A 25,308-nucleotide genomic window follows, 5' to 3' on the forward strand; every position below is an offset into this window, starting at 1 on the left:
CGACTCTAGGTTCTTGATTTCGCGGGGGGGGGGGATTGTAGATAGAGAATGCCCCGACTTGCCGCCTACAAATGTTTCCTGCAGCGTAAATGGTTGGTGGAGCTGTGGGTAGAGCAGCACCCGGTGTTCGGGCTCCTTCGTCCACGGGATCAGTCGCACCTGCATGAGTACTTTGTGCCGAGCTGGACAGTCCTAACGGATGCTGAGCTACTCGCGCATCGCCAACAGGTGACTACCGAGCAACCGAGCCTGCCGCAGTGTGCCGGTCGTGCGCTGCGGAAGCTGCAGCGCCAGTGGGCGATCGTCATACCGAGCCGAGCAGCATCGGCTCCGCCCCGGAAGCGGAGAGCAGTTGTCACGATCGCCGTGGTGCGGCCAGAGATCGATGTCGATGGCATGGCGCGAGCACTCCTCAAAGCAGCTGAGGAGCTTGGCAAGCAGGGCGACGTCACGAGCTGAGCGATGACCGTGCAGCGCGACGTAGCGCTCGTTGAACCGAGCTTCGACTACAGCCGAAGTGCTCACCGATGTCCGCCGTGTTGAGTCCCTGGGCTTTGAGCTGAAGGAGTTCGGCCTGCCGAGATTCGGGGATGCGGTAGTGGTTGGGGCTCTTGATGCCACGTCGGTTCAGGTGGCGCGTCGCGGTCTGGGTGTTGATGTTGAACTCCTTTGCCACCTCGTTGACCGACAGGCCGGATTGATAGCGCTCGACCAGGTTGTCGACCTGCTCGCGTTGCAGGCGGACCTGGTGCTGGCGGGGCCTGCCTGGGCGGTCAACGGGGGTGTCGAAGGGGCCGTCGGCCACAAGGGTGGCAGCCTGACCCCAGACACTTTGGGTCCAACGTTGCGTCAGTTGGCCCGCCATGGGCTACAGACGAAAATCTGTAACCCGAGAGACGAAAGTCCCAGCGAAGCCGTCTGGTGGCCCGGAAGCGGGTCCACGGGGCGGCATCGCTGCTTCCCGACCCGATTCCGCCTACGGGCCAGGGTCGCGAGCATGACGACCGGCGCGTGGAGCCTCGCCACCGACCTCGCGCCCATGGGTGTTCTTCGCGCGTCGATCAACCTGGGTAATCCCGTGCTGGCACGGGGCAGCGCGCAGGATCCCGGTGGCGTCACCGTCGACCTCGCGCGAGAGGTGGGCGGGCGGCTCGGCCTGCCGGTCGAACTGGTCTGCTTCGACGCGGCTCGCAAGTCCTTGGAGGCCATGACGGCGGGCGACGCTGACATCTGCTTCCTCGCCATCGATCCCGCCCGCGAGGCGGAGGTCGCATTCACGGCGCCGTACGTCGTGATCGAAGGCGTGTTCGTGGTTCCTGCGGACTCGGCCGTCCAGACGCTTGCCGACATCGACCGGTCCGGCGTCCGGATCGGGGTGAAGCGCGGCTCGGCCTACGACCTCTACCTCACTCGCACCCTCCAGCACGCCGACGTGGTGCGGGGCGAAGAGGGCGTCGACGTGTTCCTCGACGAGGAACTGGACGTGGCGGCGGGAATCCGTCAGCCGATGACGGCCTTCGTGCAGGAGCGGGCAGACGTGCGCCTGTTCGACGAGCGGTTCATGCAGATCCAGCAGGCGGTGGGCACCACGAAGTCGCGTCGACCGGAAACCGTGGCGTTCTTGCGTGCGACCGTCGAAAACCTCAAGGTCAATGGCTTCGTGTCCGAGGCGCTACGTCGGTCGGGACAGGCTGACGCGGCCGTCGCTGCACCCGCCTGAGTACTGCTGCTCAGGTCGCCGCGCGTCGGCGCTCGCTAGCGTCCGGCCATGCCCAGCAGGCCCGACGACGGCATCCTCTCGGCGATCCTCGACGGCGAGGATCGGTCGCGGCCTCCGACGAGGAGCAGCCTTCGCGCGGTCTGGGCAGCGAGTGGCCTTCTCGTGGTGTGCGTGCTCCTCGTCGCCCTGAGCCTGGCGCACGGTCTGTCCCGGATTCTCGACTGGATATCGCAGTTCCCCTACGGCTGAACAAGCGCGGGCCCGTGCCTGTGATCGAGCGGTCGGGCTTCGGTGGAACGCCCCGCTCGCTTCGGTGCCGTGGGCTAGACCCGGGACACCTCACGATCGACGAGCCGCACCCGGAGGGCCCCGAACTCCTGACCTCACTGACGCAAGCCGTCACGGCGTGGCGCGAGCAGGAGGAGCCCGCCCGCCCCTGGGTCGACCTCGCGACGAAGGCGGCCGGAGCCGAGGCGCGAGATCGCGCCCGGTCGGCTCACGCCGCAGCGCCGTTGCGCTCGACCCTGGCGCGGGTGGTCGGCGTCCACACCGAGGAGCGGGCCTGGCGGATCGGTGCTGACGGCGAGGAACTCGTGGCGGCGCGACTCGAGAAGGTCGTCCGGAAGGATCCGCGCTGGCGGGTGCTGCACGCGATCCCGGTCGGCACCCGCGGTTCCGACATCGACCACCTCGTGCTCGGGCCCGGCGGCGTGTTCACCATCAACACCAAGCACCATCCGCGGGCCAAGGTCTGGGTCTCGGGCGACACGTTCATGGTCGATGGCCACAAGCAGCCCTATATCCGCAACAGTCGGCACGAAGCGAAGCGCGCCTCGGCTCTGCTCGAGGCCGCGAGTGGGGTTCCGGTGCGCGTGGAGGGTCTGGTCGTGACGGTCAACGCGACCGATCTGGTGGTCAAGAACCAGCCGAAGGGCGTACACGTCACCTGGCGGAGGAATCTCAGCAGTTGGCTCCTTGCCCTGGGTGACATCCTCGACGAGCCCACCGTCACCGCTTTGTACGACGCCGCTCGCCGCTCGACCACCTGGCGGCCCTGAAGCTCGCGGGCCGGCAGGCACCTCCAAGGCGGTGGCGCAGCCCACGGTGAGCGAGGCATCCTTGGCCCGATGTCTCGGATCCGAGCCTGGTACGCCGCGCACCCCCAGCCCGTCTGGGCGGGGGCAGGCCTCGTGGTGCTTGCGGTGATGGTGCTGTTCGCGGCGTCCGGTGCCCGGGAGGCCGCACCTGAGCAGGCGACGCCGGCCCGCGCGGTGGCGCCGCCCCAGCGGGTGCAACCCGGCGTGGTGCTGACGCCGCCGGCGCCCTCGCCCAGCGTCGACACGACGGCCGCCGCGAGCGTCGTCTACGAGCCCGGCGTGACGCGGCGGCTGATCGTGCCACGTCTCGGCGTCGACGCCCCGGTGCTGAGCATCGAGGCCCCCGGTGGCGTGCTCACCCCGCCATCAGACCCGCAGACCATCGGCGTGTGGGCGGCCGGCGCGCAACCCGGCGACGCGACCGGCAGTGCGCTCGTGGTCGGTCACACGGTGCACACCGGCGGCGGAGCGCTCGACGACCTCGAGACCATGCGGGCCGGTGACCCGGTGCGGTTCGAGGACGGCGGCAGCACGCTCGCCTACCGGGTCAGCGACGTGCAGGTCTACAGCAAGGGCACCATCGCCAGCGACGCCCAGCAGCTGTTCAGTCAGAGTGTGCCCGGCCGCCTGGTCATCTTGACCTGCGAGGACTGGGACGGCACCGGCTACCTCTCCAACGTCGTGGTGACGGCCGATCCGGTGGGCTAGGGGTTACCAGATCCTCTAACCCTGCGAGGTCGGCCGGTCGAGGCACACGGCCACGAGCTCGCCGGGCGCGTCGCCGTTCTGGGCGGCCCAGCCGCGATCGAACGACACCAGCTCGAGGTGACCCTCCGGGGTGCGCAGCAGCGCGGACGCCGGGATAGCGGTGTCGCCGAACCCGCTGGTGGAGCATTGGTGCTGCCCCATGAGGCGCACCAACGCCGGATCCACCTTCTGCACCGGGGTGGGTGTCGCGCTGGGGGCGGCGGTGGTCGTGCCACCGAGGGCGTTGAACGAGGCCGTGACGGCGACGACGGCGAACACGGCGCCGACGATGAACGCCTTGACCAGGCCGAGGATCCGCAGCGACTGCCGGCGGTCGGGGAGGGTGACGTCCATGCCTGGGCAACGAGCCCCGGCCCGCACGGGTCACGCTGGTGTAGACCATCGTGAGCAACCCCACAGACCCTGCCGCCCCCGGTCGTGGGCGAGGATGAGGCCATGCCCGCCCCCACCTGGTTCGCGTCCCCCGCCGAGGCATCCGAGCGGCTCACGGGGTCCGGCTACCTCGCCGACACTCCCACCGCGGTCACGACCTTCCTGGCCGGGTCGCTCGAGAAGCCGCTGTTGCTGGAGGGGTCGGCCGGCGTCGGCAAGACCGAGCTGGCCAAGGCCATCGCCCGCTCGACCGGGGCCGAGCTCGTGCGTCTCCAGTGCTACGAGGGGCTCGACGAGGCCCGCGCGCTGTACGAGTGGAACTACAAGAAGCAGCTGCTCCGCATCCAGGCCACCGACACCGACACCCGGTCGTGGAACGAGACCCACGACGACATCTTCACCGACGAGTTCCTGCTCTCCCGGCCGCTGCTCACCGCCATCCGGCGCGACGAGCCGACGGTGCTGCTCATCGACGAGGTCGACAAGACCGACGTCGAGGTCGAGGGTCTGCTGCTGGAGGTGCTGAGCGACTTCCAGGTCACCATCCCCGAGCTGGGCACCCTGGCGGCGGTGCGGCGTCCACTCGTCGTGCTCACCTCGAACGCGACCCGTGAGCTCTCCGAGGCGCTCAAGCGCCGCTGCCTCTACCTGCACCTGGACTACCCGGACGCCGAGCGCGAGCGCGACATCGTGCTCTCCCAGGTGCCCGGGCTCGACGACGCCCTGGCCCGCCAGCTGGTGGAGACGGTCGGCCGGCTGCGTGAGCTGGAGCTGAAGAAGTCACCCTCGATCGCCGAGTCGGTCGACTGGGCGCGCACCCTCATCGCGCTCGAGATCGCCGACCTCGACGACGCCGCCGTCACCGCCACCCTCGGGGTCGTGCTCAAGCACGCCACCGACGTCGACCGGGCCGTCAAGGAGCTCCGGCTGGCCCGGTCATGAGCCCCGCCCAGGACGGCGGCGTGAGCGAGTCGGGTCTGCTGGCTCGCCACCTCGCGTTCCTCGAGGCGCTGCGGTCGGCCGGCCTGCCGGTCTCGCTCGTCGAGGGCCTGGACGCCGTGACCGCCGTGGGCGCGCTGGACTGGGCCGACCGCGACATCGTGCGTGCGGGTTACGCCGCCGCGACGGTCAAGCGGCACGCCCAGCGCACGACCTTCGACGCGCTCTTCGACCTCTACTTCCCGCCGCTGGTGGGCGACGGCGGCAGCTCGCTGACCGGCGACGAGGCCGGGACGAACGAGGCGGGAGCAGAGCGCCCCCGCGACGACGGGGCTGCCCTCCAGGCGTTCCGCGAGGAGCTGCTCGCCGCCCTGCTCGAGGGTGACGAGCGCCGCCTCGAGCTGCTGGCCCGCGAGGCGATCGCCCGTTTCGGCGCGATGCCGGGCCGGGGCCCGGGCCTCTCGTCGTGGTCGGCGTACACCGCGCTACGCCGGGTCGCGCCGCAGGAGCTGGTCGACCAGATCGTGCAGGGGCTCATCGACGCCGGCATCGACGACGAGCGCGCGGAGCGCACCGCCGCCCGGCGCATCGGCGGCTTCACCCGCGGCGTCGAGGACGACGCTCGTCGCCGCATCGGCGAGGAGAAGGGCGCCGAACACGTGGCCGCGGTCGCCACCAAGCCCACCATCGACACCCTCGACTTCCTCTCGATGCGCCGCACCGACCTCGAGCAGATGCGCCGCGAGGTCTACCCGCTCGCCCGGCGGCTCGCGACCCGGCTCACCCGGGAGCACCACGCCCGTGGGCGCGGGCCCCTCGACTTCCGCCGCACCGTGCGAGCGTCGGTGTCGACCGGCGGCGTGCCACTCACCACCCACCACAAGCCGAAGCGACCTCACCGCAACGAGCTCGTCGTGCTGTGCGACGTCAGCGGGTCGGTGGCCAACTTCGCCCAGTTCACCCTGATGCTGGTCTTCGCCCTGCGCGAGTCGTTCCAGCGGGTGCGCGCGTTCACCTTCATCGACCACGTGCACGAGGTGACCCATCACTTCCGTCCCGGTGCCGATCTCGTCGACGTGATGACCGAGCTCGCCGCCAGCACCGCGCAGGCGGCGCTGTGGGGCCGCACCAACTACGGCCGCGCCATCGAGAAGTTCGCCGAGGAGCACCGCGACGCCCTCGGCCCCAAGACCGCGCTGCTGGTGCTCGGCGACGCCCGGTCGAACTACTCCGACCTCGCTCTCGACACCCTGCGCGAGGTCGCCGAAGAGTGCCGGCACGCGTGGTGGCTCAACCCGGAGCACCGCCGCCACTGGGACACCGGAGACTCCGCGGCCACCCGCTACGGCGAGGTCGTGCCGATGGTCGAGTGCCGCAACCTGACCCAGCTCAGCGAGTTCGTGCACCGCCTCGTGTGACTCCTAGCCCGGGCCTCACCCGCCGAGCACCTGCCACACCTGGTGCTCGACCGGACCCTGGTGCCCGAGGAACCCCGCCGCGTGCAGGCTCGACACCTGCTCGGCGACCGACGGGTCGCCGGAGTCGTCGACCGCCGCGGCCCCGTGCGCGTACGCCTCGTAGGAGTGGTGTCCGAGCACCTGGCTGCCGAAGCCGGTGACGGGGTGCCCGCCGGTGCCGCCGGCGAACGTGACCGTCGTGTGCTGGGGCGAGTCGGCGTTCGCGGAGCCCTCGAGGTGGGGCACGACATCGCCCGCGTTCTCCAGGCTCAGCACGTGGCTCCCGGCCGGGAGGCCGCCGAGTTGCCCGACCGGTGCCCCGAACGTCACCACGTGGCTCACGTGATAGGGCGAGCCATGGGCCAGCGCGCCGGCCGCCACCATGCCGCCCTGCGAGTGCCCCACCATGAGCACGGGCTCGCCCGGCTGCACCCCGATCTGTGCCAAGACGTCGAGCACCCCCTGGGTGTACCGGTCGGGCTGCTCGCCGACGAGGTCGAGGTTCGCGCCGAGGTCGCGGACGTCGTCGTCGGCCGTCCACGGCAGCGTGGTCATGTCGTCGGTGCCCGGCAGGTACACGATGTGGCGCACCACGCCGTCGGGCCCGGTGAACGACTGCACCTCGATGGTGCCGTTGTCGGGTGAGTCCCCGGGCGAGAGGGCGCTGAGCTGGCCGAGGTGCTCGAGCAGGTCGTAGATGCTGGACGGCGCGCGCCCCGAGGCGCCGGCCAGGAGGTCACCGCGCGGCACGACGCGCACCGGGGTGGCGGGGTAGAGACCGCCGAGCACCCCGGCGGCGGACGGGAGGAGTACCAGCGCGCCGAGCAGGCTGTGCAGCAGCAGGTGGGCGGCCTCGTCGGCTGCGCGCAGCAGCCCCACGGCTCGGCGCACGGACGTCGCTGCGCTCGGTGCGCTCTCGGCGACACGGCCCAAAGACTCGCCGGCCGAGACGAGGGCGAGCACGGCCAGGGAGTGGGTCGGCGGACACCACGTACGGCTGGCCGCGAACGCCGGTGTGGCGCGCGCCTCGCGCACCGCGGCGGCCTGCCGCTCGGCGAGCTCGCCCAGCTGGTCGAAGGTGCCCGCCAGGGACTCCGCTCCGGCCCAGCTGGCGCTCACGCCGGCCACACCGCCCACCACGGAGACGACCGGGGCCGCGCTCGCGCGGGCGCCGCCGCCGGCGTCGGCGCGGCTCACGCGGCGGCCTCCGCGGCGGCGGCGCCCACAGCCAGCGCGTGCACCTCCAACGCCGCCGCTGCCGCGAGGTGCGCGTCGGCCGCTCCGGCCAGTTGCGCCGCGAGCCGACGCCCCTCACCCCGTGCCGCGTCGGCCGCTCGACCCTGCCACGGCACGGTGTCGACCATGTGGCGCAGCGCATGCGCCTCGTCGTCCAAGGAGGCGGCGGTGCGGCGCAGCGCCTGCGCCCACGCGTGCAGCAAGTCGGTATCGGGTGGGGGTGGGGCGGTCGTGTCGGGTCGCATGGTGGCCTCCGGGTGGGTTCGTACCCGGAGCGTGCGAGAGGGCGGGAGGCGTGTCAACGGCCGCGCTCCGTTCCTGTGGACGACCGCCTGCGTCGACTGCGCCGTCGGGTCAGCCGTCGGGCCAGTCGTCGGGTCAGCCGTCGGGTCAGCCGGTGAGCAGCGGGGCCATCCGGGCGAGCCCGGTGGCCACGTCGTCGAGGGAGCCGGCGAAGCTGAACCGCAGGAACCGGCCGCCGTCGAGGGTGTCGAAGTCGATGCCCGGGGCGGTGGCGACCCCGGTCTCGGCGAGCAGCCGGTGTGCGAGGGCCATGGTGTCGGGAGCGACGCCGGCGTCGATGACGTGACCGACGTCGGCGTAGGCGTAGAAGGCGCCGTCGGCCGGTGCCAGTCGAGTCAGGCCGAGCTCGCCGAGGCCCTCGAGCAGCAGCCGCCGATTCGCGGCGTACCGCACCACGTGGGAGTCCAGCTCGGCATAGGTCTCGTCGTCGAACGCGGCCAGGCAGGCGCGCTGGGCGAGCACCGGCGGGCAGATCGTGAAGTTGCCGGTGAGTACGTCGACGGCCCGGCGCAGCCTCGCCGGCACCAGCATCCAGCCGATCCGCCAGCCGGTCATCGAGAAGTACTTGCTGAACGAGGCGAACACGACCGCCTCGCGGCTGGTCTCCCAGGCCGAGCGGGCCAGCCGTGGCTCGCCGTCGAGCGGCGCGAACTCGATGCCGTGGTAGATCTCGTCGCTGATCAGCTGCACGTCGTGCTGCTCGCACCAGCGCGCCAGACCCGCGAGCTCTTGGGGCATGAGCATGGTGCCGGTCGGGTTGGCCGGGCTCGCCACCACCAGGCCTCGGATGCCTCCGGTGGCCGCATGCACCTCGTCGAGCTGCTCGAGCGTGGGCTGGAACCGGTTCTCCGGACCCGTGGGGATCTCCACCACCTCGCACCCGAGCGCCGTGAGCACGTTGCGGTAGCAGGGATAGCCGGGCCGGGCGATGGCGACCCGGTCGCCCACCTCGAAGGCCGCGAGGAACGCGAGCAGGAAGCCGCCGCTGCTGCCGGTGGTGACGACCACGTCGTCGGCGTCGACCTCGATGCCGTAGGTGCGCCGATGGTGGCCCGCGATCTGCTCGCGCAGCTCGACGATGCCGGTGGCCGGGGTGTACCCGAGCGGGTCGCCGGAACGGAGCAGTCGTACCGCCTCGGCCGCCACCGGTGCGGGAGCGCCCGTGCTCGGCTGACCCGCGACGAGGTTGACCAGGTCGCCGTGGGTGCGCTGGCGCCGTCCGGCCGCTTCGAGGATGTCCATCACGTGGAACGGCGGCACGTTCGCGCGGCTGGCCGCGAGCCAGCGGGGGTCGGTCATGGGTCCGACGCTACAAAGGCCGGTTCACGAGGCGGACGCCGCCGCTCCCGCCGCTGCTCGGGCCGCGGCGTGCGAGCCGGCGCGGCGTCCGAAGAAGGAGCCCTCGCCGAGCTGGGTGCCCGAGCAATAGCTCTGACCGTCGACGGCGATGTTGGCCGCGCAGGCGCCCGCGGCGTAGAGACCGCGCACCACCGAGCCGTCGGCGCGCAGCGCCTCGCCGTCGACCGAGCAGGCCATGCCACCCAGGGTGAAGCCGGCGTACATCGCCTCACCGAGGGTCAGCGAGTACACGCCCCACGGGCCGGTGCTCTGCGGGGCCAGCCAGTCGGGGTGCTTGTGGAAGTCGGGATCCTCGCCCTGCGCCGCGTATTCGTTGTAGCGCTCGATCGTGGCGACGAGCTTGCCCTCGGGCATGCCGAGCGCGGCCTCCATCTCCTCCAGCGTCTCGTAGCCGTCGACGAACTTCACCAGGGGCATCGTCTGCTCCTCCATGTGCTCGGAGTCGGCGATGAGGTAGGCGGCGGAGTCGCGCTGCTGCATGACGTAGTAGGAGGTGCGCGCGTGGTAGGAGTCCTCGGCGACGAACCGCTCGGCGTCCTTATTGACCACCAGGGCTTTGACGAAGGACGACGGCGGGTAGAACGGCGCGGTGATGAACGGCTCGCTCATGTGCTTGAGCTCGACCCCGACCGACTCGCCCAGGCGCAGGCCCAGCCCGTCGTCGTAGGTGGAGCCGAGGGTGAAGAGGTTCTGCGCCAGCGCCGGGGTGTACTCGGCGACCATGTCGGGGTTCATGACGAACCCACCGGCCGCGACCACCACCGCCGGGGTGGCCACGACGCCCGTCTCGCCGAACCTCTTCCAGGCCACGCCCACGACATCGCCGTTCTCGTCGGTGACGAGGTTGGTGGCGCCGGTCTCGTAGCGCACCTCGACGCCGGCCTCCTCGCAGCGGTCGCGCAGCAGGTCCATCACCATCGAGGCGCCCTGGGTGTCGCCGGGCACCGGCACCTTGTGACCGCGCGGCGCGGGCACGGCCTGGTCGCGGTAGGGGTGCACCTTCTCGTTGCCGGTGAACATCAGCCCCTGGGTCTGTGGCTGGATCACGGCCTTGCCGGGGAAGTAGGAGCGCTCGAACTCGAACCCGAGGCTCTCGACCCACTCGAAGTGCTCGACGCTGCCCTCGCAGTAGGCCCGGATCTTGTCGTGCTCGGGGTAGCGGGAGTTGGCGACGATGTACTTGTACATCTCCTCGGCGCTGTCGTCGTGACCGGTCGCCCGCTGCACCGCGGTGCCGCCGCCGAGGTAGAAGTGGCCGCCGGCCATGCACGTGGTACCGCCGTGCACGGCCGCCCGCTCGAGCAGCAGCGTGCGGGCACCCGCCCGGGCCGCCTCCAGAGCCGCGCAGCCGCCGGCGATGCCGAAACCGACGACGACGACGTCGTAGGACTCGGCCCCGTCGAGGGCGGTGGCGGGCAGGACGTCGGGCAGCACGAGGCCGGCGGGGGTGTCGCTCATGCTCCCAATCTAGAACACGTTCCAGTCTCACGAAACGTGCTCGTCTCAGGAGACCGATAGACTCACCACTCGGCTGAAAACAGCGCGCCAGGGGTGAGATGACCTTCGACGTGGAACAGCTCGACCAGTTCGTGCTGGTCGGGTCTCTCGTCACGCTCCTGGCCATCCTCGCGGTGCGCGTCTCCTCGCGCGCGGGCCTGCCCTCGCTGCTGGTCTACCTGCTCATGGGCGTGGTGCTCGGCGACGCCGGGCTGGGCATCGGGTTCGAGGACGCCGAGCTCGCACACGCGCTCGGGTTCGCCGCCCTCGCGATCATCCTGGCCGAGGGCGGTCTGACCACGTCGTGGCGCGAGGCGAAGCCCTCGATGCGGCTGGGGTTGTCGTTGGCCACCGTCGGCATCGCGGTCTCGGTGAGCGTCGTGGCCGTGGGCGGCCACTATCTGCTCGGGCTGGAGTGGCAGATCGCCGTGCTGCTGGGTGCCGTGTGCTCACCCACCGACGCCGCGGCCGTGTTCTCGGTGCTGCGGGTCGTGCCCCTGCCACGACGGCTGCTGGGTGCGCTCGAGGCGGAGTCGGGTCTCAACGACGCGCCCACGGTGGTGCTCGTGACGCTCGTCTCGGCGGGCGCCGTGGGCGACCACCCCTGGTGGCTGATCGGCGGCATCATCGTGGGCGAGTTGCTCGCCGGTGTCGCGTTCGGCCTGCTGGCCGGCTTCGGCGGCGCGTGGCTGATGCGTCGCGCGGCGCTGCCGACGGCCGGCCTCTATCCACTGGCCGTGCTCTGCCTGACCTTCGTGGGGTACGGCGGCGCCGCGGCCGTGCACGGCAGCGGATTCGCCGCCGTCTACGTGGCCGCGCTGGTGCTCGGCAACTCCGAGCTGCCGCACCGCGGGGCCACCCGATCCTTCGCCGAGGGCGTCGCGTGGCTGGCCCAGATCGGGCTGTTCGTCATGCTCGGACTGCTGCTCTCACCCGGGCGCATCACCGCCTCGACCGTTGGTCTGGCCCTGGCGGCCGGTTTCCTGCTCACCGTCGTGGCCCGCCCGGTGTCGGTCGCAGTGAGCGCGATCGTGCAGCCGATGCCCTGGCGCGAGCTGACCTTCCTCTCCTGGGCCGGCCTGCGCGGCGCCGTCCCGATCGTGCTCACGACCATCCCGCTGGCGGAGGGCATCGACGGTGCCACCAAGCTCTTCGACATCGTGTTCGTGATGGTCGTGGTCTACACGATCGTCACCGGCCCGACCCTTCCGTTCGCTGCGCGCGTGCTCAAGGTGGCCCGGCGCTCCGAGCCTCGCGACATCGACGTCGAGGCCGCGCCGCTGGAGCGGGTGGCCGCCGACCTGCTCCAGGTCACCATCAGCCCCCGCTCACGCATGCACGGCGTCGAGGTCGGCGAGCTCCGACTCCCGCAGGGCGCATCGGTGTCGCTGGTGATCCGCGGCGACGCGACGTTCGTGCCGGAGTACCGCACCGTGCTGCGGCACGGTGACCACCTGCTGCTGGTCACGCCGCGGGCGGTGCGCGAGCGCACCGAGACCAGGTTGCGTGAGGTCAGTCGCGGGGGCCGGCTGGCGCGTTGGCTCGGCCCGGACGCGACCGGGGTGCCGTCGTCCCGTTCCGGACGACGCCGCGGTCACTGAGCGCTCGGGCCCTTCGTGCTCTTCGCCACGGGCTGGCAGAGGGTGGCGCCCGTCTTCGCCGTGACCTTGGCTGTCACGTCACCCAACTGGCCGAAGGCGTCGCCGACCACGAGCACGACACCGGTGCCGCCGACATCTGCGGCGCGGTCGGTGATGGGGGCGGGGCCGGCGATCTGACGGCGCAGCAACTGCACGGCCGGATCCGACTTGTCGTCGGCCCAGATCTGGATCTTCGCGACGTCCGCGTCGTCGGGAGCGTCGCCCACGTTGCCCTCGACGAAGCCTCGCTCGACGAGGGCGTCCATGACGTCGCCGGCCAGGCCGTTGCGGGTGCCGGCGTTGTAGACGCTGACCTGCACCATGCCGGGCCTCACGACATCGCCCTTCGCGACGTCGAGGGGGGAGCAGGCATCACTGCTGCCCGAGGAGAGGCCGGGCAGCGGGGCGGTGACCTTGGAGAGACCCCAGACCAGACCGATGACGACGAGCAGGGCCAGCACGGCCAGCGTCAGGGCCGAACGTGCCGCCGGCGAGAGGTCGTCCACGCGTCGGATTCTAAAGGAGGTACGCGTGGCCGGCCTCGCGCCGGTGGGTGGGCCCGGGGAACGTCTCCGGGGTGACCTGGGTCAGGCGGTCCAGCGGACGGCGTCGACGACGATGTCGGCGAGCGCGGAGACGCCGCGCAGGTCGTCGCGCTGCGACATCAGGCTCGAGATCTGGCTGCTGTGGCGCAGCCGCAGGGCACGGCGCTGGTCCTGGCGCGGGTCCAGGCTCTCTTCGGCGCGGGCGATCGTGGGGGGCACCTGGGTGAGGTGCCGGGTGGCCGGGGTGCGGTTGCTCATGGCTGCTCCTGGGGGCGGGAGGGGCACGGGGTGGTGACCGATGGTGGCGGCGCCGGATCAGCGCCTTGGTTTAGCGGTAACACCATCATCGGCGGGGGGTGTGGCCAGTTGATTGATGACGCGTTACGGACAGTTTTCCGATGCCCCGGGGCGCATGTGATCTAGGCGACTGCCGTGGCGCTCGTCACAGCGGGCGCTACGGTGCCGAGATGGACGAACTGACTCCTGCCCTCCTCGTCGACCTCGAGGCGATCAAGCAGCTGAAGTACCGCTACCTGCGCACCCTCGACACCAAGGACTGGGACGCCTTCGAGGCGTGCTTCACCCCCGACGTCACCGCCGACTACGCCGGGCTGGACTTCGCCGACCGGGCCGCGCTCGTCGACTACATGCGCACGAACCTCGGGGCCGGTCTCATCACCGAGCACCAGGTGCACCACCCCGAGATCACGATCGACGGCGCCCGCGCGCACGGTCGCTGGTACCTGCGCGACCGGGTGCTGGTGCCGGCGATGAACTACCTGCTCGAGGGCGCGGCCTTCTACGAGGACGACTACGTGCGCACCGACGACGGCTGGCGGGTCTCCCACACCGGCTACCGGCGCACCTACGAGCTCACGCTCGACCTCGCCGACTGGCCGTCGGCGAAGGTGGCGGACACCTGGGGCGCTTCGTCCTCCGAGGGCTGATCGGTCCACGCGAGCTGGACGACGCCCGAGCCGTCCCGCGTCACGAGCCGGGCTCGGCCGGGCGGCATCCGCTCGGCGCGCACGGCGCCCGCGAGCGGGCCCTCCTGCGGGTCGCCGGAGAGCAGGAGGGTGGGCGAGCCCAGATCACGCACGGTCTGGAGCAGCGGGTCGTGCAGCGCCCGCGCCGCACCGGCACTACGCCGGGCGACCACCACATGCAGGCCCACGTCGCGTCCATGGGCGAGCAGCGGCACGAGCGGCGCCAGCGGTGACGGTGCGTGTGCCCCGGCCGCGACCAGGTCGTGGTCGTCGACCAGCACGTACACCTCGGCGCCGCGCCACCACGAGCGCCGCTTCAGCTCAACGGGCGTGACCTCGGGGCCGGGGAGCCTGGCCTCGAGGTAGCCGGCCAGGTCGGTGAGCGCTGCGCTCGCCCGCTGCGCGGTCGAGAGGTGGTGCAGCACCTGGGTCTGCGGCAGATCGCCCAGCAGGGTGCGACGCGGGTCGATCACGACGAGCCGCGCGGAGTCGGGTCGAGTGCGGGCCACCTCGTGCGCGAGCGTGCGCAGCAGGTTCGTCTTGCCCGCGCCGGAGTCGCCGAGCACCAGCAGGTGGCCGTCGCGGTCGGGATCGAGCTCGACCGGTGCGAGGTGCTGCTCGTCGACGCCGAGCAGCAGCCCCCGGCTCCGCGGGGTCTGGGCCCGGACCTCTGCGAGGGAGACGCGGGCGGGCAGTAGGCGCAGCGGCGGTGCGGGCTCGCCCGGCCAGGACGCCGCCACGGCCTCGGCCAGATCCGAGCCGTCAGGTGCCGAGGGCCGGGCGATGAGCAGGTGGTGGCCCTCGTGGGTGATGCCGCGGCCGGGCGCGTCGGCGGGCACCTTCTCGGCCGAGCGCCGGTCGCACTCGGAGGTGAGGGGGTCGCCCAGTCGCAGCTCGACGGTGCTGCCGACCAGGTCGCGGGTCTGGGGTCGCAGGTCCGCCCAGCGGCGGGCTCCGATGAGCACGTGCACGCCGCAGCGCAGGCCGCGGGCGGCGAGGTCGGTGAGGGGCTCCTCGAGGTCGGTCAGCTCGGTGCGCAGCACTCCCCAGCCGTCGACCACGACGACGACACGGTCGGACCGTGGGTCGGCGCCGCGCTCGCGACGTTCGAGCAGGGCGGTGACCTCGGCGACGACGCGGCGTGCGACGTCCGGCTCGGAGCGGGTGGCGACCCCCGAGACGTGCGGCAGGTGCGCGAGGCCGCCGAGGTCGCCGCCGAGATCGAGCACGTAGCAGCGCAGCCGTTGCGGGGTGTGGGTGAGCGCGAGTCCGGTGAGCACGGTGCGCAGAGCGGTGCTGACGCCGCTGCGTGGGCCGCCGACGACCGCGAGGTGCCCGTTCGCGCCGCGCAGGTCGACCGTGAGGGTGTCGCGACGCTGCTCCCGCGGCCGGTCGACGACGCCGATCGGCACCACGAGGGCGTCGTCCGGACTCGTGGGGGTGTGCAGACCGCGGTCGGGCGTGCTGACGGGCGCGAGCAGGTCGGCGAGGGCGGGGGAGCGTTGCAGGGGCGGCAGCCAGATGCGGTGGGCGGGTCTGCCGTGGCCACGCATCCGCGCGACGGCGGTCTCCAGGAGCGAGGGTGCGGCACCGGAGCGGCCCTTCGGGCGAGGATTCTCGACCCCTCGGGTGACGATATGCGACCCCTCGCGGGTCAGGGTGAACGGAGTGAGGGTGGTTCGGCCGGGTGGTGGCGCGCTCGTCCCCTCGGGGGTGCGCACCGGGCCGGAGACGTAGGCGCTGGTGAACCGCACCAGCGTGGTGGGGTCGGCGCGCAGGTAGCCCAGGCCGGGCACGGCGGGCAGTTCGTGGGCGTCGGGCACGCCGAGCACGGCGCGGGAGTCGGCGGCCCCGAAGGTGCGCAGCCCGATGCGGTAGGAGAGGTGGGACTCCAAACCGCGTAGCCGCCCCTCCTCCAGCCGCTGGCTGGCCAGCAGCAGGTGGAGGCCGAGCGAGCGGCCGAGGCGTCCGATGGCGTTGAACGTCTCGACCATCGCCGGCCGGACGGTGAGCAGTTCGGCGAACTCGTCGACGACGAGCAACAGTGCGGGCAGCGGTTCGAGGTCGGCCCCGCCGAGTCGCCGCTGCTCGTACTCGGTGACCGAGGAGAGGTGGCCGGCAGCTCGGAGCAGCTCCTGACGCCGCACGAGCTCGCCGGTGAGGGCGTCGTCCATGCGCTCGACCAGGTCGAGCTCGTCGGCCAGGTTGGTGATGACCGCGGAGCAGTGCGGCAGGTCGCCCAGGCCCGCGAACGTGGCGCCGCCCTTGAAGTCGACCAACACCAGCGACAGCTGCTCGGGGGAGTGCGTGGCGGCCAGGCCGAGCACGAGGGTGCGTAGCAGCTCGGACTTGCCCGAGCCGGTGGCCCCGACGACCAGCCCGTGCGGACCCATCCCGCCCTGCGCCGACTCCTTGAGGTCGAGATGGACGGCGGCACCGCTGTCGTCGACGCCGAGGGGCACCCGCAGTCGGTCGGCTCCCTCGCGGTGCCGCCAGGCAGCGGCCGGGTCGAGGGCGGCCGGGCTCGCGAGGTTGAGCTGGGCGAGCACGTCGACGGTCGGGCCGGTCGAGGCGGGCGCGTCGTCGTCGTACCGCGCCAGGAGTCGGCGGGCGACCGCCTCCGCGACGGTGGTGGGGCAGGTATCGGGGGCGAACTCCACCGGCTCCGTGCGAAGGCGCTCGACCCGCCCCAGGGTGCCGTCGAGGGTGATGCGCACCTGGTCGGGCCCGGTGAGGGGACGCGACGCGGCGCTCGCCTCGAGCACCGCGACCCGGTCAGGCAGGTGGGCGGTGAGTCCGGACGTCGCGGCGCCGTCGACGACGAGCAGGGCCGGCGGACCCTCGTCGGCCAGCAGGTCGGCGAGCGGTGCCAGGCCGCGGTCGTCGTCGGTGGCGGCGACCAGCCGCACGGGGCCTGCGTCGTCGGCCGAGGTGGCGCTGTGGGCGTGCGGCAACCAGGTGAGCCACCCCCAGGCGGGGACGGTCTCGACGGTGCCCAGCAGGCCGACCGCGAGCTGCTGCGGGGTGCACTCGGCCGCGGCCGAGCACACCAGGGCCCGCATCAGGTCGCGGACCGCCGCGGGTGGGCCGGCGACCTGCAGGCTGCGCACTCCGGTCAGGTCGAGGGCGAAGGGGAGGTCGGGCACCAGACGGTGTGCCTGCACGAGGCGGGCGCCGGCGTCGGCCAGCGCGGGGTCGGTGCTGTGGCGTGGGGGTGGGGCGACGAGGGGCAGGTGCAGCGGCTCGGCGTGGGTGCCGATGCGGGCTCGGTGCTCACCCCGGGCGGGCCAGCCCCCGGTCAGTGCGGTGGGGAGTGCGGAGGGCGCGGGGCACCGTCGCAGCGCCTCCTCTCGCTGGGTGCCGGCGGCCGCCCGCACGCGGTGCCGGGCGTCGTCCAACTCGGCCTGGTAGCCGGCGCGGGCCTCGCTGATGCCCGCCGCGCGCCGCGAGCGTTGCCGATCGATCTGCACGACCACGAAACCGAGAGTGGCGAGCAGGAACATGCCGGCCGCGAGGTAGCTGCGGGTCGGGTCGCCGCCGGATCCGGCGCTCGAGGCGACCAGCGCGATCGAGCCCATGCTGCCGAGCATCGGCAGCGCGTTGGCGACCAGTCCGCCGGCTCCCTCGGCCGGCGCGAGGTCGGGGACCGCCGGGAGGACGAGGGGGTCGGCCCGGGGTGCGGTCGCGGGACGGGTCATGGACCCACCGTGCCCGGTTCGAGCGCGACGCGCACGGCCCCGGCGCGGTGCCTGTGGAGAACCGATCCGGGGCCGTCTGCCCGGCAGGGCCGGGTGCCCCTAGCTGGCGCGGAAGGTCATAGGCAGCGAGATGAAGCCGTTGAGCAGCATGCCGGGAACCCGTTGGACGGGCCCGCTGATCTCGAAGCTCGCGGTGCGGGCGAGCAGTTCCTCGAGGGCGACCGCCAGCTCGACCCGGGCCATGGGGGCTCCGGCGCATTGATGCGGACCGTGCCCGAAGGAGAGGTGACGGTTGGGGCTGCGCTCGACGATGCAGGCCTCGGGGTGCTCGAAGACGTCGGGGTCGTAGTTGGCTGCGCTCAGGTTCAGGGCGAGCAGCGCACCGCTCGGGATCGCGGTGCCGTGCAGGTCGACGTCGGCCGCCACGTCGCGACCGACCTCGGGCAGCGGTGCGTCGAGTCGCAACAGTTCCTCGACGGCGCTCGGGATCAGGTGCGGCTCCGCGCGCAGTCGCGCCTGCAGGTAGGGGTCGCAGCCCAGGCGGTACATCATCGTGCTGAGGGCGTCGGCGGTGGTGGCGTGACCGGCGCCGATGAGGCTGACCCCGATGGCGATGACCGACTCGTCGGAGAGCGGCTCGCCATCGACCTCCATGCACATGGCGCCACTGAGCACGTCGGACTCGGGGTCGATCGGGCCGTCGGCTCGCCGCTTGGCCATGACCGCGGCGATGTGCTCGCTGAACGTCTTGAAGATGACGCCGTTGATCACATCGGGATCCCAGCCGGTCTCCTCGAACGCCTCGAACTGGCCGAGGAGCTCTTGGTAGGCCCCCTCCCCGAGCTGCAGCAAGACGGCGAGGGCACGGGCCGGGAAGGGCTGGCAGAACTCGCGGGCCATGTCGCCTGCACCCCGGGCGACGAGCGCGTCGATCATCTGCGCCGCGTACTCGCGCAGCACCGGCGTCATGGCCTCGACGCGGGGCTTGGAGAAGAAGGTGCTGAACAGTCGGCGGTAGACGCCGTGCTCGGGCGGGTTGAGGCTGCCCGGGATGATGCCGGTCATGGAGGGGAGCCGGATGAAGGGCTGTCGGCTGGGGTAGGTGCGGAAGTCGCGAGCGGCCCCCACGACGTCCTCGTGCCGGGTGAGGGTGTAGAAGCCACCGAAGGATTCGGAGTACGCGACCGGGCACTCCGATCGCAGGCGTCCGACCTCCCCGATCCACTCCGGACACCTCGTCCCGGCCGGGAACTCTCGCTCGGCATCGGTCCAGTCGGACGTCATGGCGTCGGTGCTCGATGTCTGGGTCATGCGTCAGCTCCGGAGTGTCGAGTGGGGTGCCCCGGCCCGATGGGGTCACCGGGCGCTACGCCACATGGTGTGGCGGGCGACACATAGCTGTCAACAGATGACCGTTAGGTATATGACAGTTGACACCTCAAAGCCTGCTCGTTACCGTCGTCACATTCCGCGGGGCACGCGGCTCCGCCGCCACGACCCCGACCGGGAAGGCTCCCTCGTGACCGCCAGCAGCCAGGACGCAGCCGATCGAGAGCTGCGTGTGCGGCGCCGGCAGACCGGCGCTCCCGGTGTCATCGTCCTCGAGCTCGACGACCCCGATGGCGCCGAACTGCCGCCGTGGGAGCCGGGTGCCCACCTCGATCTGGCCCTCCCGGGCGGACTGGACCGTCAGTACTCGTTGTGCGGCGACCCGGCCGACCGCACCTCGTACACGATCGCGGTCCTGCGCGAGCCGCAGAGCCGCGGCGGCTCGGCCTGGGTGCACCAGAAGTTGACCACCGGCGGGCGCGTGCGCCTGCGCGAGGTCCGCAACCTGTTCCCCCTGGCGCCGGCCGAGCACTACGTGTTCGTGGCCGGCGGCATCGGCATCACCCCGATCCTGCCCATGCTCGCCGCGGCCACCGCCGCCGGCTCGTCGTGGGAGCTGCACTACGGCGGGCGGAGCAGGCGCTCGATGGCCTTCCTGGACGATCTCGTGGCCGAGGGGGACTCCGTCGTCCGGATCTACCCCCAAGACGAGGTCGGGATCCTGCCCGTGGCCGACCTCGTGGGCACGCCTCGCGAGGGAGCCCTGGTCTACGCCTGCGGTCCCGGACCGCTGCTCGATGCCGTCCAGGAGCAGGCTTCACGATGGCCCGAGGGGTCGGTGCACATCGAGCGCTTCGCCCCGGCCGAGGTCGGCGCGCCGGTGTGGGACGGCGCCTTCGAGGTCGAACTGGCCTACAGCGGGCTCACCGTGACGGTGGAGCCCGGCGAATCGGTGCTCGAGACCATCGAGGCGGCCGGCATCTCGTGCCTCTCCTCGTGCCAGGACGGCACGTGCGGCACCTGCGAGACACCCGTCCTCGAGGGCGAGGTCGACCATCGTGACTCCATCCTCACCGAGGCCGAGCGTGCCCTGCACGACAAGATGTTCATCTGCGTCTCCCGCGCGGCCTGCCCGAAGCTCGTCGTCGGCCTCTGAGCCGCACCCGCGGGGCCGGGAGGATCCCGGCTCGGGCAGGGCCTGTGGACAACGGTCCGCAGTCTTCGCGCATCTGCGTCACAGTGGCGTTGTCGTCGGTTTACCTCCGTTTGCTTGAGGTGGCGGCGGCTGCGACGGACCATCTCGGGGTCCGTCGCGTACCCACCCAAGGAGAAATGCGATGACAGCGATGGACTACGGACAGGGCGAGGCAGTCCTCTCCCGTGCGGCCGGCATGGTCGCCGACGCGAAGGTCGACCTCGACCTCGTCTCCCAGCGGCTCGCCGCCGACGTGGAGTCGATGCGGGCCCAGTGGGGCGGGCAGGGGGCGCTCGCCTTCGCGGCCCTCGGTGCCGCCTGGAACGACAAGCAGCGCCGCATCGTGGCCGCCCTCGACGGCTTCGAGGCGAACCTGCGCACCACGGAGAAGGACAACCTGGCCACCGACGACGCCCAGCGCGGCGCGATGGCCTCGCTCCAGAGCGCGCTCGGCTCCCTGCCCGGCGCCTGAGCACCACTGCGACCACCAGCCACGACCACCAGCCATGACCACCAGAGACGAAGGAGAACAGACATGACCAGCTTCGACGACGCCAGCGGCATCCGCGTCAACCACGCCGGGCTCCAGGCCGGAGCCCAGGACCTCACCACCGCGGTGCGGGCCATCGAGGGCCGGCTGGCCCGGCTGGACGGTGAGCTCGCCCCGTTGCGGGCCCAGTGGGCGGGCTCGGCCCAGGAGGCCTACCAGCGCGCCAAGGCGCAGTGGGACCAGGCCATCGCGGAGATGAAGGGGTTGCTCGCGCGCACCAGTGCGGCCGTCGCGCAGGCCGACCAGGACTACCGGGCCGCCGACGCGCGCGGCGCGGCCCTCTTCGGGGGCTGACCCGGCGATGTCCTCCCTGCTGCGGGTGAGCGTCGTGGCCGATGCTCGCCGTCTCGACGTCGCCGTGCCCCGCGGGGTGCCGGTCGTCGAGCTGCTGCCCGACCTCGCCCGCAGCCTCGGAGTGCTCGACCCCGCCTCGGCCCACCTCGGTCACCACCTCGTGACGACGGCCGGCCGGCCGCTCGACACCCCTTGCTCGCTGGGGGAGCAGGGGGTGGTCGACGGCGCCGTGCTCGCCCTCGTGCCGGGGTCGGCTGGAGCGCCGCCCGTCGTGCACGACGACCCGGCGGCGGCGCTCGCCGAGGCGGTCTCCGCTCGTCCCGAGTGGACGCCGCTCGTCGCGCGCGCGTCGTCGCCGGCCGCCGCGGTGGTGCCGGCCGGGGTGGGGCTGTTGCTCGCGCTGCTGCCGCGCACCGGCTCGGCTGCCGTGGCGGCGACCCTCATGACCCTCGGCGTGCTCGGTGCCCACCTGGCGCCCACGCTGGCACTCGCGGCCGCTCGGGCCACCGACACGGCCGTGCGCGCCCGGTGGGCCGAGCGGCTCTGGCTCGCGCTCGCGGGTGCCGTGGGCATCCTCGTCGTGGCCGGGGCGCCCCTTGCGGCGACCACCGGGCCCCCCGGCTGGGCGCTCGCCGCCTGCTGCTGTGTGGTGCTCGCCCTGCGCAGCCGCCAGTACCACGCCCTCGCCCCGGTGGCGCTCGCGCGAGCGGCGGCACTGGTCGGTGGAGTGCTCGCCCTGCTCCTCGTCGGACTCGACCCCGCGGGCCGGGTCTGGTGCGCCGGCCTGTGCCTGACCTCCGCGGGCCTCCTCGTGGCCACCTCCTCGCGGGCGCCGAACGGGGTGGTCCGCGAGCGGGTGCTCGACATCGTCGAGACGGTCGCGCTGCTGGCTCTGGCGCCGCTGCTGGTGCTCGCGCTCGGTCTCGTGCCGGGAGTGTGAGGTGCTGACGCGCCGCGATCTCGTCGATGCCCAGGCCTACCGGCGGGCTCGTCTCGTGGAGGTGTTGGTCGCGGGTGGACCCCGCTCGGTGGCGCCCCCGCGTGCAGGTCGGGTCGCGCTGGTCGGGCTGCTGCTGGCGGGGGTGCTGGCCGCCGCGGGGCTGCTGCTCGATCGCCTGCACGGCGCTCCCGGCGAGGTCGACCTGGCCTCGCCGGGACTGGTCGTCAGCGAGTCCTCGGGCGCCGCCTACGTGGTGCTCGACGGGTCGGCGGATGCCTCGCCCGGCCTGCACCCGGTACTGAACCTGACCTCCGCCCGGCTGCTCCTCGGCGATGCCGCCGTCGCGCCACGCCTGGTGCCGCAGTCGGCCATCGACGCGGCCTCGCCCGGTGCGCCCGTCGGTCTGCCCGGCGCTCCGGCCGCGCTGCCCTCGCGCTGGGTGCATGCGTGGACGGCGTGTGCGGCGCCGGGCGGCGTCGCGCTGTCGGTGGCCGAGGTGCCGGGGGCGCAGCCACTCGAGGTCGAGGCGAGCGTGCTGGTGCGCGCCCCCTCGGGACTGTGGCTGGTGGGCGCGCCTGCCGAGGAGTCGACCGTGCTGCGCTACGCGGTCAGTGCCGATGTCGCCACCCGACTGCTCGGCTCGGTGACCCCGGTGCCGGTTGACGACGCCTGGGTCGACCTGCTGCCGCGCGGCGGTGACCTCTCGGCATCCGCCTTCGGCATCGACCGGGTGGGGTCGCCCGTGGCCGCTGTCGCCGGACTCAGCGTGGGCGACTGGGCACGCGTGCGCGGGGGTGGTCTGGTCGTCGGCGACGACGGCCGCGCAGAGCCGCTCACCCCCTTCGAGCTGCGGGTCTGGACGACGCTCGTCCCGACCGCGCGTCACCAGCGCGCCGCGGTGCTCGCCGCCCGGGTCGACCCCTCCGGGACAGCGACCGTGCGGTCCGCGCGATGGCCCCGTGCGTCGTCCGGGCCGGTGGCGGTGGCGCCGTGCCTGCTGCTCGACGCCACCACCGGAGCCATCCGCCTCGGCACCAGCCCCGACCCCGAGCCGGGGGTACACGTGCAACCCACCGCTGGCGCCGACGCCCGGGTCGGTCGTCGGCGCTACGTCGTCGACGACACCGGCACGTCACATCGGCTCATCGGTCGCGACACCGCGACGCGGCTCGGGCTGGCGGAACACCCCGGTGACACCGTGCCCGAGGAGTGGTGGCGGCTGCTGGCGAGTGGCGTCTCGTTGGAGACCGCGCCTTCTCGGTGACAGCGCCGCGCCTTCGGGCTGAGTGGCGGTCCAACTGACAGAACAGTGGAACCAATCGGCCTGGGATCAGGTCGGGGATCTCGTTGCTGGTGGATTGCCTGAGACAGAGGTAAAGCCGGGTCGGCGACCGGCACAGCCCCGGCAGCGGCAGCATCGGTTGCACCCGGAGCAGGTGGCTTCGCTCGTGGAGGACTATAAGGCTGGGGATTCAATCTAAGGTCTCGGACGAAAGTATCGGGTGCGGGATGAGACGGCGCGGCGGTGGTTGGTCGTCAACGGAGTCGAGATCCGGGCGGTGACACCAGGCTTCCCAGCTGAGCGAACCGCTGCGGCTGTCGCCCTACGAGCGGACGGGTGGTCGTGGAAGCGACTTGGCGTGCACTTTGGGTGCAGTCATACGTCGGCACGGCGGGCGGTGCTCAAGGCGGAGCAAGCGACGTGACCCTGGAGTCGGGCGTCGTCGGGATCTAGCCTATGCTTATGTCCCGGCATACGGCCAGCTTCGATGCGTATTACCTGCCGACTCACGCGAGCATGGATGATCACGCTGCTCTCCACCTCGGTCTGGATTGGCTCAAGCAGCAGCCGGGCAAGCCACTGATCATGCTCAGCGTCGCGAGCCAAGTCAGGAACTCTCGCGAGCTCGAGGACGCAAGCAACTGGGCCGCGGTGTTGACGCCACGTACCCGTGGATTGCCAGCCAGCCAGGCTGGTGCCGCGCTGGTGGCGTGGGCGCACGAGCCCTCGCTCGCGGCAGTTGCCCGAATTCGCGGCCTAGAGTCGGTCTGCGCCTTCGGGCTCAGTTCAGACGAGATGACTACCTGGATCGGTGGTCACGCAGCGCAGGATCTAACCGACCTGGGTCGCCCGGCCGGCACGGTAGCCCTGAATCCGGTCGTCACGGTGGCGATGGAGGAGATGACGCGGACTATCAACCTCAATAACGAACTCACCACGGCCGAGGAGAAGGCCTACTTCGTTCGCACTCTTCAGGTTCTCCGAGACGGTGGCTACGACCTCGACGTGACGCAACTGTCGACCTGGGCGGTCGCCCATGGCTGGGGTGCGGAGGTACTTCCGCGCTTCCGCGAGCTGGCCGAGGGCGTCCGAAGCCGACGCCAGTTTCGACTCCAGGACCCGTGGGGGCCTTCCGCTGACGCCCTCGCGAGGTGGAAAGCGATAGCCGCAACGGGGGACGCGTAGCCGAGGGCTCGGCTTCTGGCGCTCCCGGCCTTGGTTAAATCGGTGCGCGAGATCGGCAATCTACGTGGTGTGACAATCGTTGGCGCAGTAGTAGCAGCCGTTCGAGCACGAGTAGGTCTTCTCGGCTTCGCGCACAGCACCCTGGCAGTCGCTAAACGTGCCGAGGTACAAGCGGTGCTCGACCTTCGGGAGTCAGTTCTGAGTGGAAGCCAGGTCGTGAACCTCGTGATCTCCCGACCCTGACTGCGCCGGCGTGTTCACGCACCATTGCGGAACCCACTTGCCGGCGCCGTCCCAGGGACCGTCGCCATAGGTCGTACGTACTGGCTGGAAGTTCGTCATGCCAACGCTCGCCTTTCCTAGTGTGACCTGCGTTGGCCAGCGTGGGTGCTCCCGTCGACACTGGCTCGATCGCCATGTTTCGGTTGACGACGCTACGTCTCAGTGTTCAGCGATGATCTGCACAAAGCCCGAGTCGCTGTGTGTGTACCCGTCGCACAGGAAAGTTTCGAAGCTGTCGCCCGTGGGTTCTGGAGCCTCCATCTTCGCGACTGTATAAAGCTCCCAACAGGGAAGGGTATTGCGTCGACTCTCGCCGCCTACCAGGCAGCCACGGAGCGTCAACTTCCCCGTGCTCGTGTAGCCCAGTGTCGCGGGTTGCACCAGCCTCGGTAGGCCGTCGTAAACGAACGAAATCATCTGCCGTGCATCGATGGCCGCCTCGAGGTCCATGCCGCCTCCACTTCGTCCACTCGCGCAAGGGCACGTCTATTGTGGCACGGCAGGTAACTAACCCCGATCGTTCACCGCGATTGGTGGTGTTCGGCGCGTAGAAACACCGAAGTGCCCTCTGGGCAGGGAAGACTTGGACTTGTCGAAGGTTCCAGGTCGCCCAGCGGAAGGCACTCGGTAGGTG

24 protein-coding genes are annotated in these 25,308 nt (G+C 71.7%); 14 read left to right on the forward strand and 10 right to left on the reverse strand.

Features of this window, described 5'->3' with window-relative positions:
* Positions 1-448: 448 nt before the first annotated feature.
* Positions 449-865: a helix-turn-helix domain-containing protein gene (locus tag ISG29_RS17725; RefSeq protein ID WP_194504783.1), complete on the reverse strand. Its 417-nt coding sequence runs from the start codon at positions 863-865 to the stop codon at positions 449-451.
* A 132-nt stretch (positions 866-997) separates the two neighbouring features.
* Here ISG29_RS17725 and ISG29_RS17730 point away from each other — a divergent pair, with 132 nt between their 5' ends.
* The 4 genes from ISG29_RS17730 to ISG29_RS17745 all read left to right on the forward strand — a co-directional run bounded on the left by ISG29_RS17730 (position 998) and on the right by ISG29_RS17745 (position 3,525).
* On the forward strand, positions 998-1,720 hold the full coding sequence (locus tag ISG29_RS17730; protein ID WP_194504784.1) for a transporter substrate-binding domain-containing protein: 723 nt from the start codon (positions 998-1,000) through the stop codon (positions 1,718-1,720).
* A gap of 48 nt (positions 1,721-1,768) precedes the next feature.
* Positions 1,769-1,969 (forward strand): hypothetical protein, encoded by a 201-nt coding sequence (locus ISG29_RS17735; RefSeq protein ID WP_194504785.1) that lies wholly within the window; start codon positions 1,769-1,771, stop codon positions 1,967-1,969.
* Positions 1,970-1,983: 14 nt separating this feature from the next.
* Positions 1,984-2,778, forward strand: coding sequence for a nuclease-related domain-containing protein (locus ISG29_RS17740; RefSeq protein ID WP_207793301.1), 795 nt, complete (start codon positions 1,984-1,986; stop codon positions 2,776-2,778).
* Positions 2,779-2,847: 69 nt separating this feature from the next.
* Positions 2,848-3,525 carry a class F sortase gene (locus ISG29_RS17745; protein ID WP_235960290.1) on the forward strand — a complete coding sequence of 226 codons (678 nt, stop codon included), beginning with the start codon at positions 2,848-2,850 and terminating at the stop codon, positions 3,523-3,525.
* Positions 3,526-3,540: 15 nt separating this feature from the next.
* Here the strand turns inward: ISG29_RS17745 and ISG29_RS17750 are convergent, their stop codons facing one another.
* Complete coding sequence (locus ISG29_RS17750; RefSeq protein ID WP_194504786.1) at positions 3,541-3,918, reverse strand: hypothetical protein; 378 nt, start codon at positions 3,916-3,918, stop codon at positions 3,541-3,543.
* 102 nt (positions 3,919-4,020) lie between these two features.
* Here ISG29_RS17750 and ISG29_RS17755 point away from each other — a divergent pair, with 102 nt between their 5' ends.
* On the forward strand, positions 4,021-4,899 hold the full coding sequence (locus ISG29_RS17755; RefSeq protein ID WP_194504787.1) for an AAA family ATPase: 879 nt from the start codon (positions 4,021-4,023) through the stop codon (positions 4,897-4,899).
* A complete protein-coding gene (locus tag ISG29_RS17760; RefSeq protein ID WP_194504788.1) occupies positions 4,896-6,314 on the forward strand; it encodes a vWA domain-containing protein in 1,419 nt (472 codons plus the stop codon). The genes ISG29_RS17755 and ISG29_RS17760 overlap by 4 nt, the downstream gene beginning before the upstream one ends.
* Positions 6,315-6,329: 15 nt before the next feature.
* On the opposite strand, the gene ISG29_RS17765 is transcribed toward ISG29_RS17760, so the two are convergent.
* The 4 genes from ISG29_RS17765 to ISG29_RS17780 all read right to left on the reverse strand — a co-directional run bounded on the left by ISG29_RS17765 (position 6,330) and on the right by ISG29_RS17780 (position 10,709).
* Entirely contained in the window at positions 6,330-7,550 is a 1,221-nt protein-coding gene (locus tag ISG29_RS17765) for an alpha/beta hydrolase family protein (RefSeq protein ID WP_194504789.1), read from the reverse strand.
* Positions 7,547-7,834: a hypothetical protein gene (locus ISG29_RS17770; protein ID WP_194504790.1), complete on the reverse strand. Its 288-nt coding sequence runs from the start codon at positions 7,832-7,834 to the stop codon at positions 7,547-7,549. Before ISG29_RS17770 ends, ISG29_RS17765 begins: the two co-directional genes overlap by 4 nt.
* Positions 7,835-7,979: 145 nt before the next feature.
* Entirely contained in the window at positions 7,980-9,191 is a 1,212-nt protein-coding gene (locus ISG29_RS17775; RefSeq protein ID WP_194504791.1) for a pyridoxal phosphate-dependent aminotransferase, read from the reverse strand.
* A 24-nt stretch (positions 9,192-9,215) separates the two neighbouring features.
* Entirely contained in the window at positions 9,216-10,709 is a 1,494-nt protein-coding gene (locus ISG29_RS17780; protein WP_194504792.1) for an FAD-binding protein, read from the reverse strand.
* A gap of 98 nt (positions 10,710-10,807) precedes the next feature.
* Between ISG29_RS17780 and ISG29_RS17785 the strand changes: the two genes are divergently transcribed.
* On the forward strand, positions 10,808-12,349 hold the full coding sequence (locus ISG29_RS17785) for a potassium/proton antiporter (protein ID WP_194504793.1): 1,542 nt from the start codon (positions 10,808-10,810) through the stop codon (positions 12,347-12,349).
* Here ISG29_RS17785 and ISG29_RS21110 read toward each other — a convergent pair.
* Positions 12,343-12,894 carry a LytR C-terminal domain-containing protein gene (locus tag ISG29_RS21110; protein ID WP_194504794.1) on the reverse strand — a complete coding sequence of 184 codons (552 nt, stop codon included), beginning with the start codon at positions 12,892-12,894 and terminating at the stop codon, positions 12,343-12,345. The two genes, ISG29_RS17785 and ISG29_RS21110, sit on opposite strands and share 7 nt — an antisense overlap.
* A gap of 81 nt (positions 12,895-12,975) precedes the next feature.
* A complete protein-coding gene (locus tag ISG29_RS17795) occupies positions 12,976-13,191 on the reverse strand; it encodes a hypothetical protein (RefSeq protein WP_194504815.1) in 216 nt (71 codons plus the stop codon).
* 209 nt (positions 13,192-13,400) lie between these two features.
* Here ISG29_RS17795 and ISG29_RS17800 point away from each other — a divergent pair, with 209 nt between their 5' ends.
* Entirely contained in the window at positions 13,401-13,880 is a 480-nt protein-coding gene (locus ISG29_RS17800; RefSeq protein WP_194504795.1) for a nuclear transport factor 2 family protein, read from the forward strand.
* On the opposite strand, the gene eccCb is transcribed toward ISG29_RS17800, so the two are convergent.
* Both eccCb and ISG29_RS17810 read right to left on the reverse strand, forming a co-directional pair.
* Positions 13,799-17,617: a type VII secretion protein EccCb gene (gene eccCb, locus ISG29_RS17805; RefSeq protein ID WP_194504796.1), complete on the reverse strand. Its 3,819-nt coding sequence runs from the start codon at positions 17,615-17,617 to the stop codon at positions 13,799-13,801. The genes ISG29_RS17800 and eccCb overlap by 82 nt on opposite strands.
* Positions 17,618-17,716: 99 nt before the next feature.
* Positions 17,717-18,928, reverse strand: coding sequence for a cytochrome P450 (locus ISG29_RS17810; RefSeq protein WP_194504797.1), 1,212 nt, complete (start codon positions 18,926-18,928; stop codon positions 17,717-17,719).
* Between the two features lie 208 nt (positions 18,929-19,136).
* On the opposite strand from ISG29_RS17810, the gene ISG29_RS17815 reads away from it, so the two are divergent.
* The 6 genes from ISG29_RS17815 (at position 19,137) to ISG29_RS17840 (ending at position 24,392) form a co-directional block, all read left to right on the forward strand.
* Positions 19,137-20,102 carry a PDR/VanB family oxidoreductase gene (locus ISG29_RS17815; protein ID WP_328829715.1) on the forward strand — a complete coding sequence of 322 codons (966 nt, stop codon included), beginning with the start codon at positions 19,137-19,139 and terminating at the stop codon, positions 20,100-20,102.
* A gap of 181 nt (positions 20,103-20,283) precedes the next feature.
* A complete protein-coding gene (locus ISG29_RS17820) occupies positions 20,284-20,613 on the forward strand; it encodes a WXG100 family type VII secretion target (RefSeq protein WP_194504799.1) in 330 nt (109 codons plus the stop codon).
* Between the two features lie 63 nt (positions 20,614-20,676).
* A complete protein-coding gene (locus tag ISG29_RS17825) occupies positions 20,677-20,985 on the forward strand; it encodes a WXG100 family type VII secretion target (RefSeq protein ID WP_194504800.1) in 309 nt (102 codons plus the stop codon).
* Between the two features lie 7 nt (positions 20,986-20,992).
* Positions 20,993-21,925 carry an EsaB/YukD family protein gene (locus ISG29_RS17830; protein WP_194504801.1) on the forward strand — a complete coding sequence of 311 codons (933 nt, stop codon included), beginning with the start codon at positions 20,993-20,995 and terminating at the stop codon, positions 21,923-21,925.
* A gap of 1 nt (position 21,926) precedes the next feature.
* A complete protein-coding gene (locus tag ISG29_RS17835; RefSeq protein WP_194504802.1) occupies positions 21,927-23,189 on the forward strand; it encodes a type VII secretion protein EccB in 1,263 nt (420 codons plus the stop codon).
* A gap of 480 nt (positions 23,190-23,669) precedes the next feature.
* A complete protein-coding gene (locus ISG29_RS17840; protein ID WP_194504803.1) occupies positions 23,670-24,392 on the forward strand; it encodes a hypothetical protein in 723 nt (240 codons plus the stop codon).
* The last annotated feature ends 916 nt before the right edge of the window (positions 24,393-25,308 follow it).

Source organism: Nocardioides acrostichi (genome assembly GCF_015319165.1).
GTDB classification, from domain to species: domain Bacteria; phylum Actinomycetota; class Actinomycetes; order Propionibacteriales; family Nocardioidaceae; genus Nocardioides; species Nocardioides acrostichi.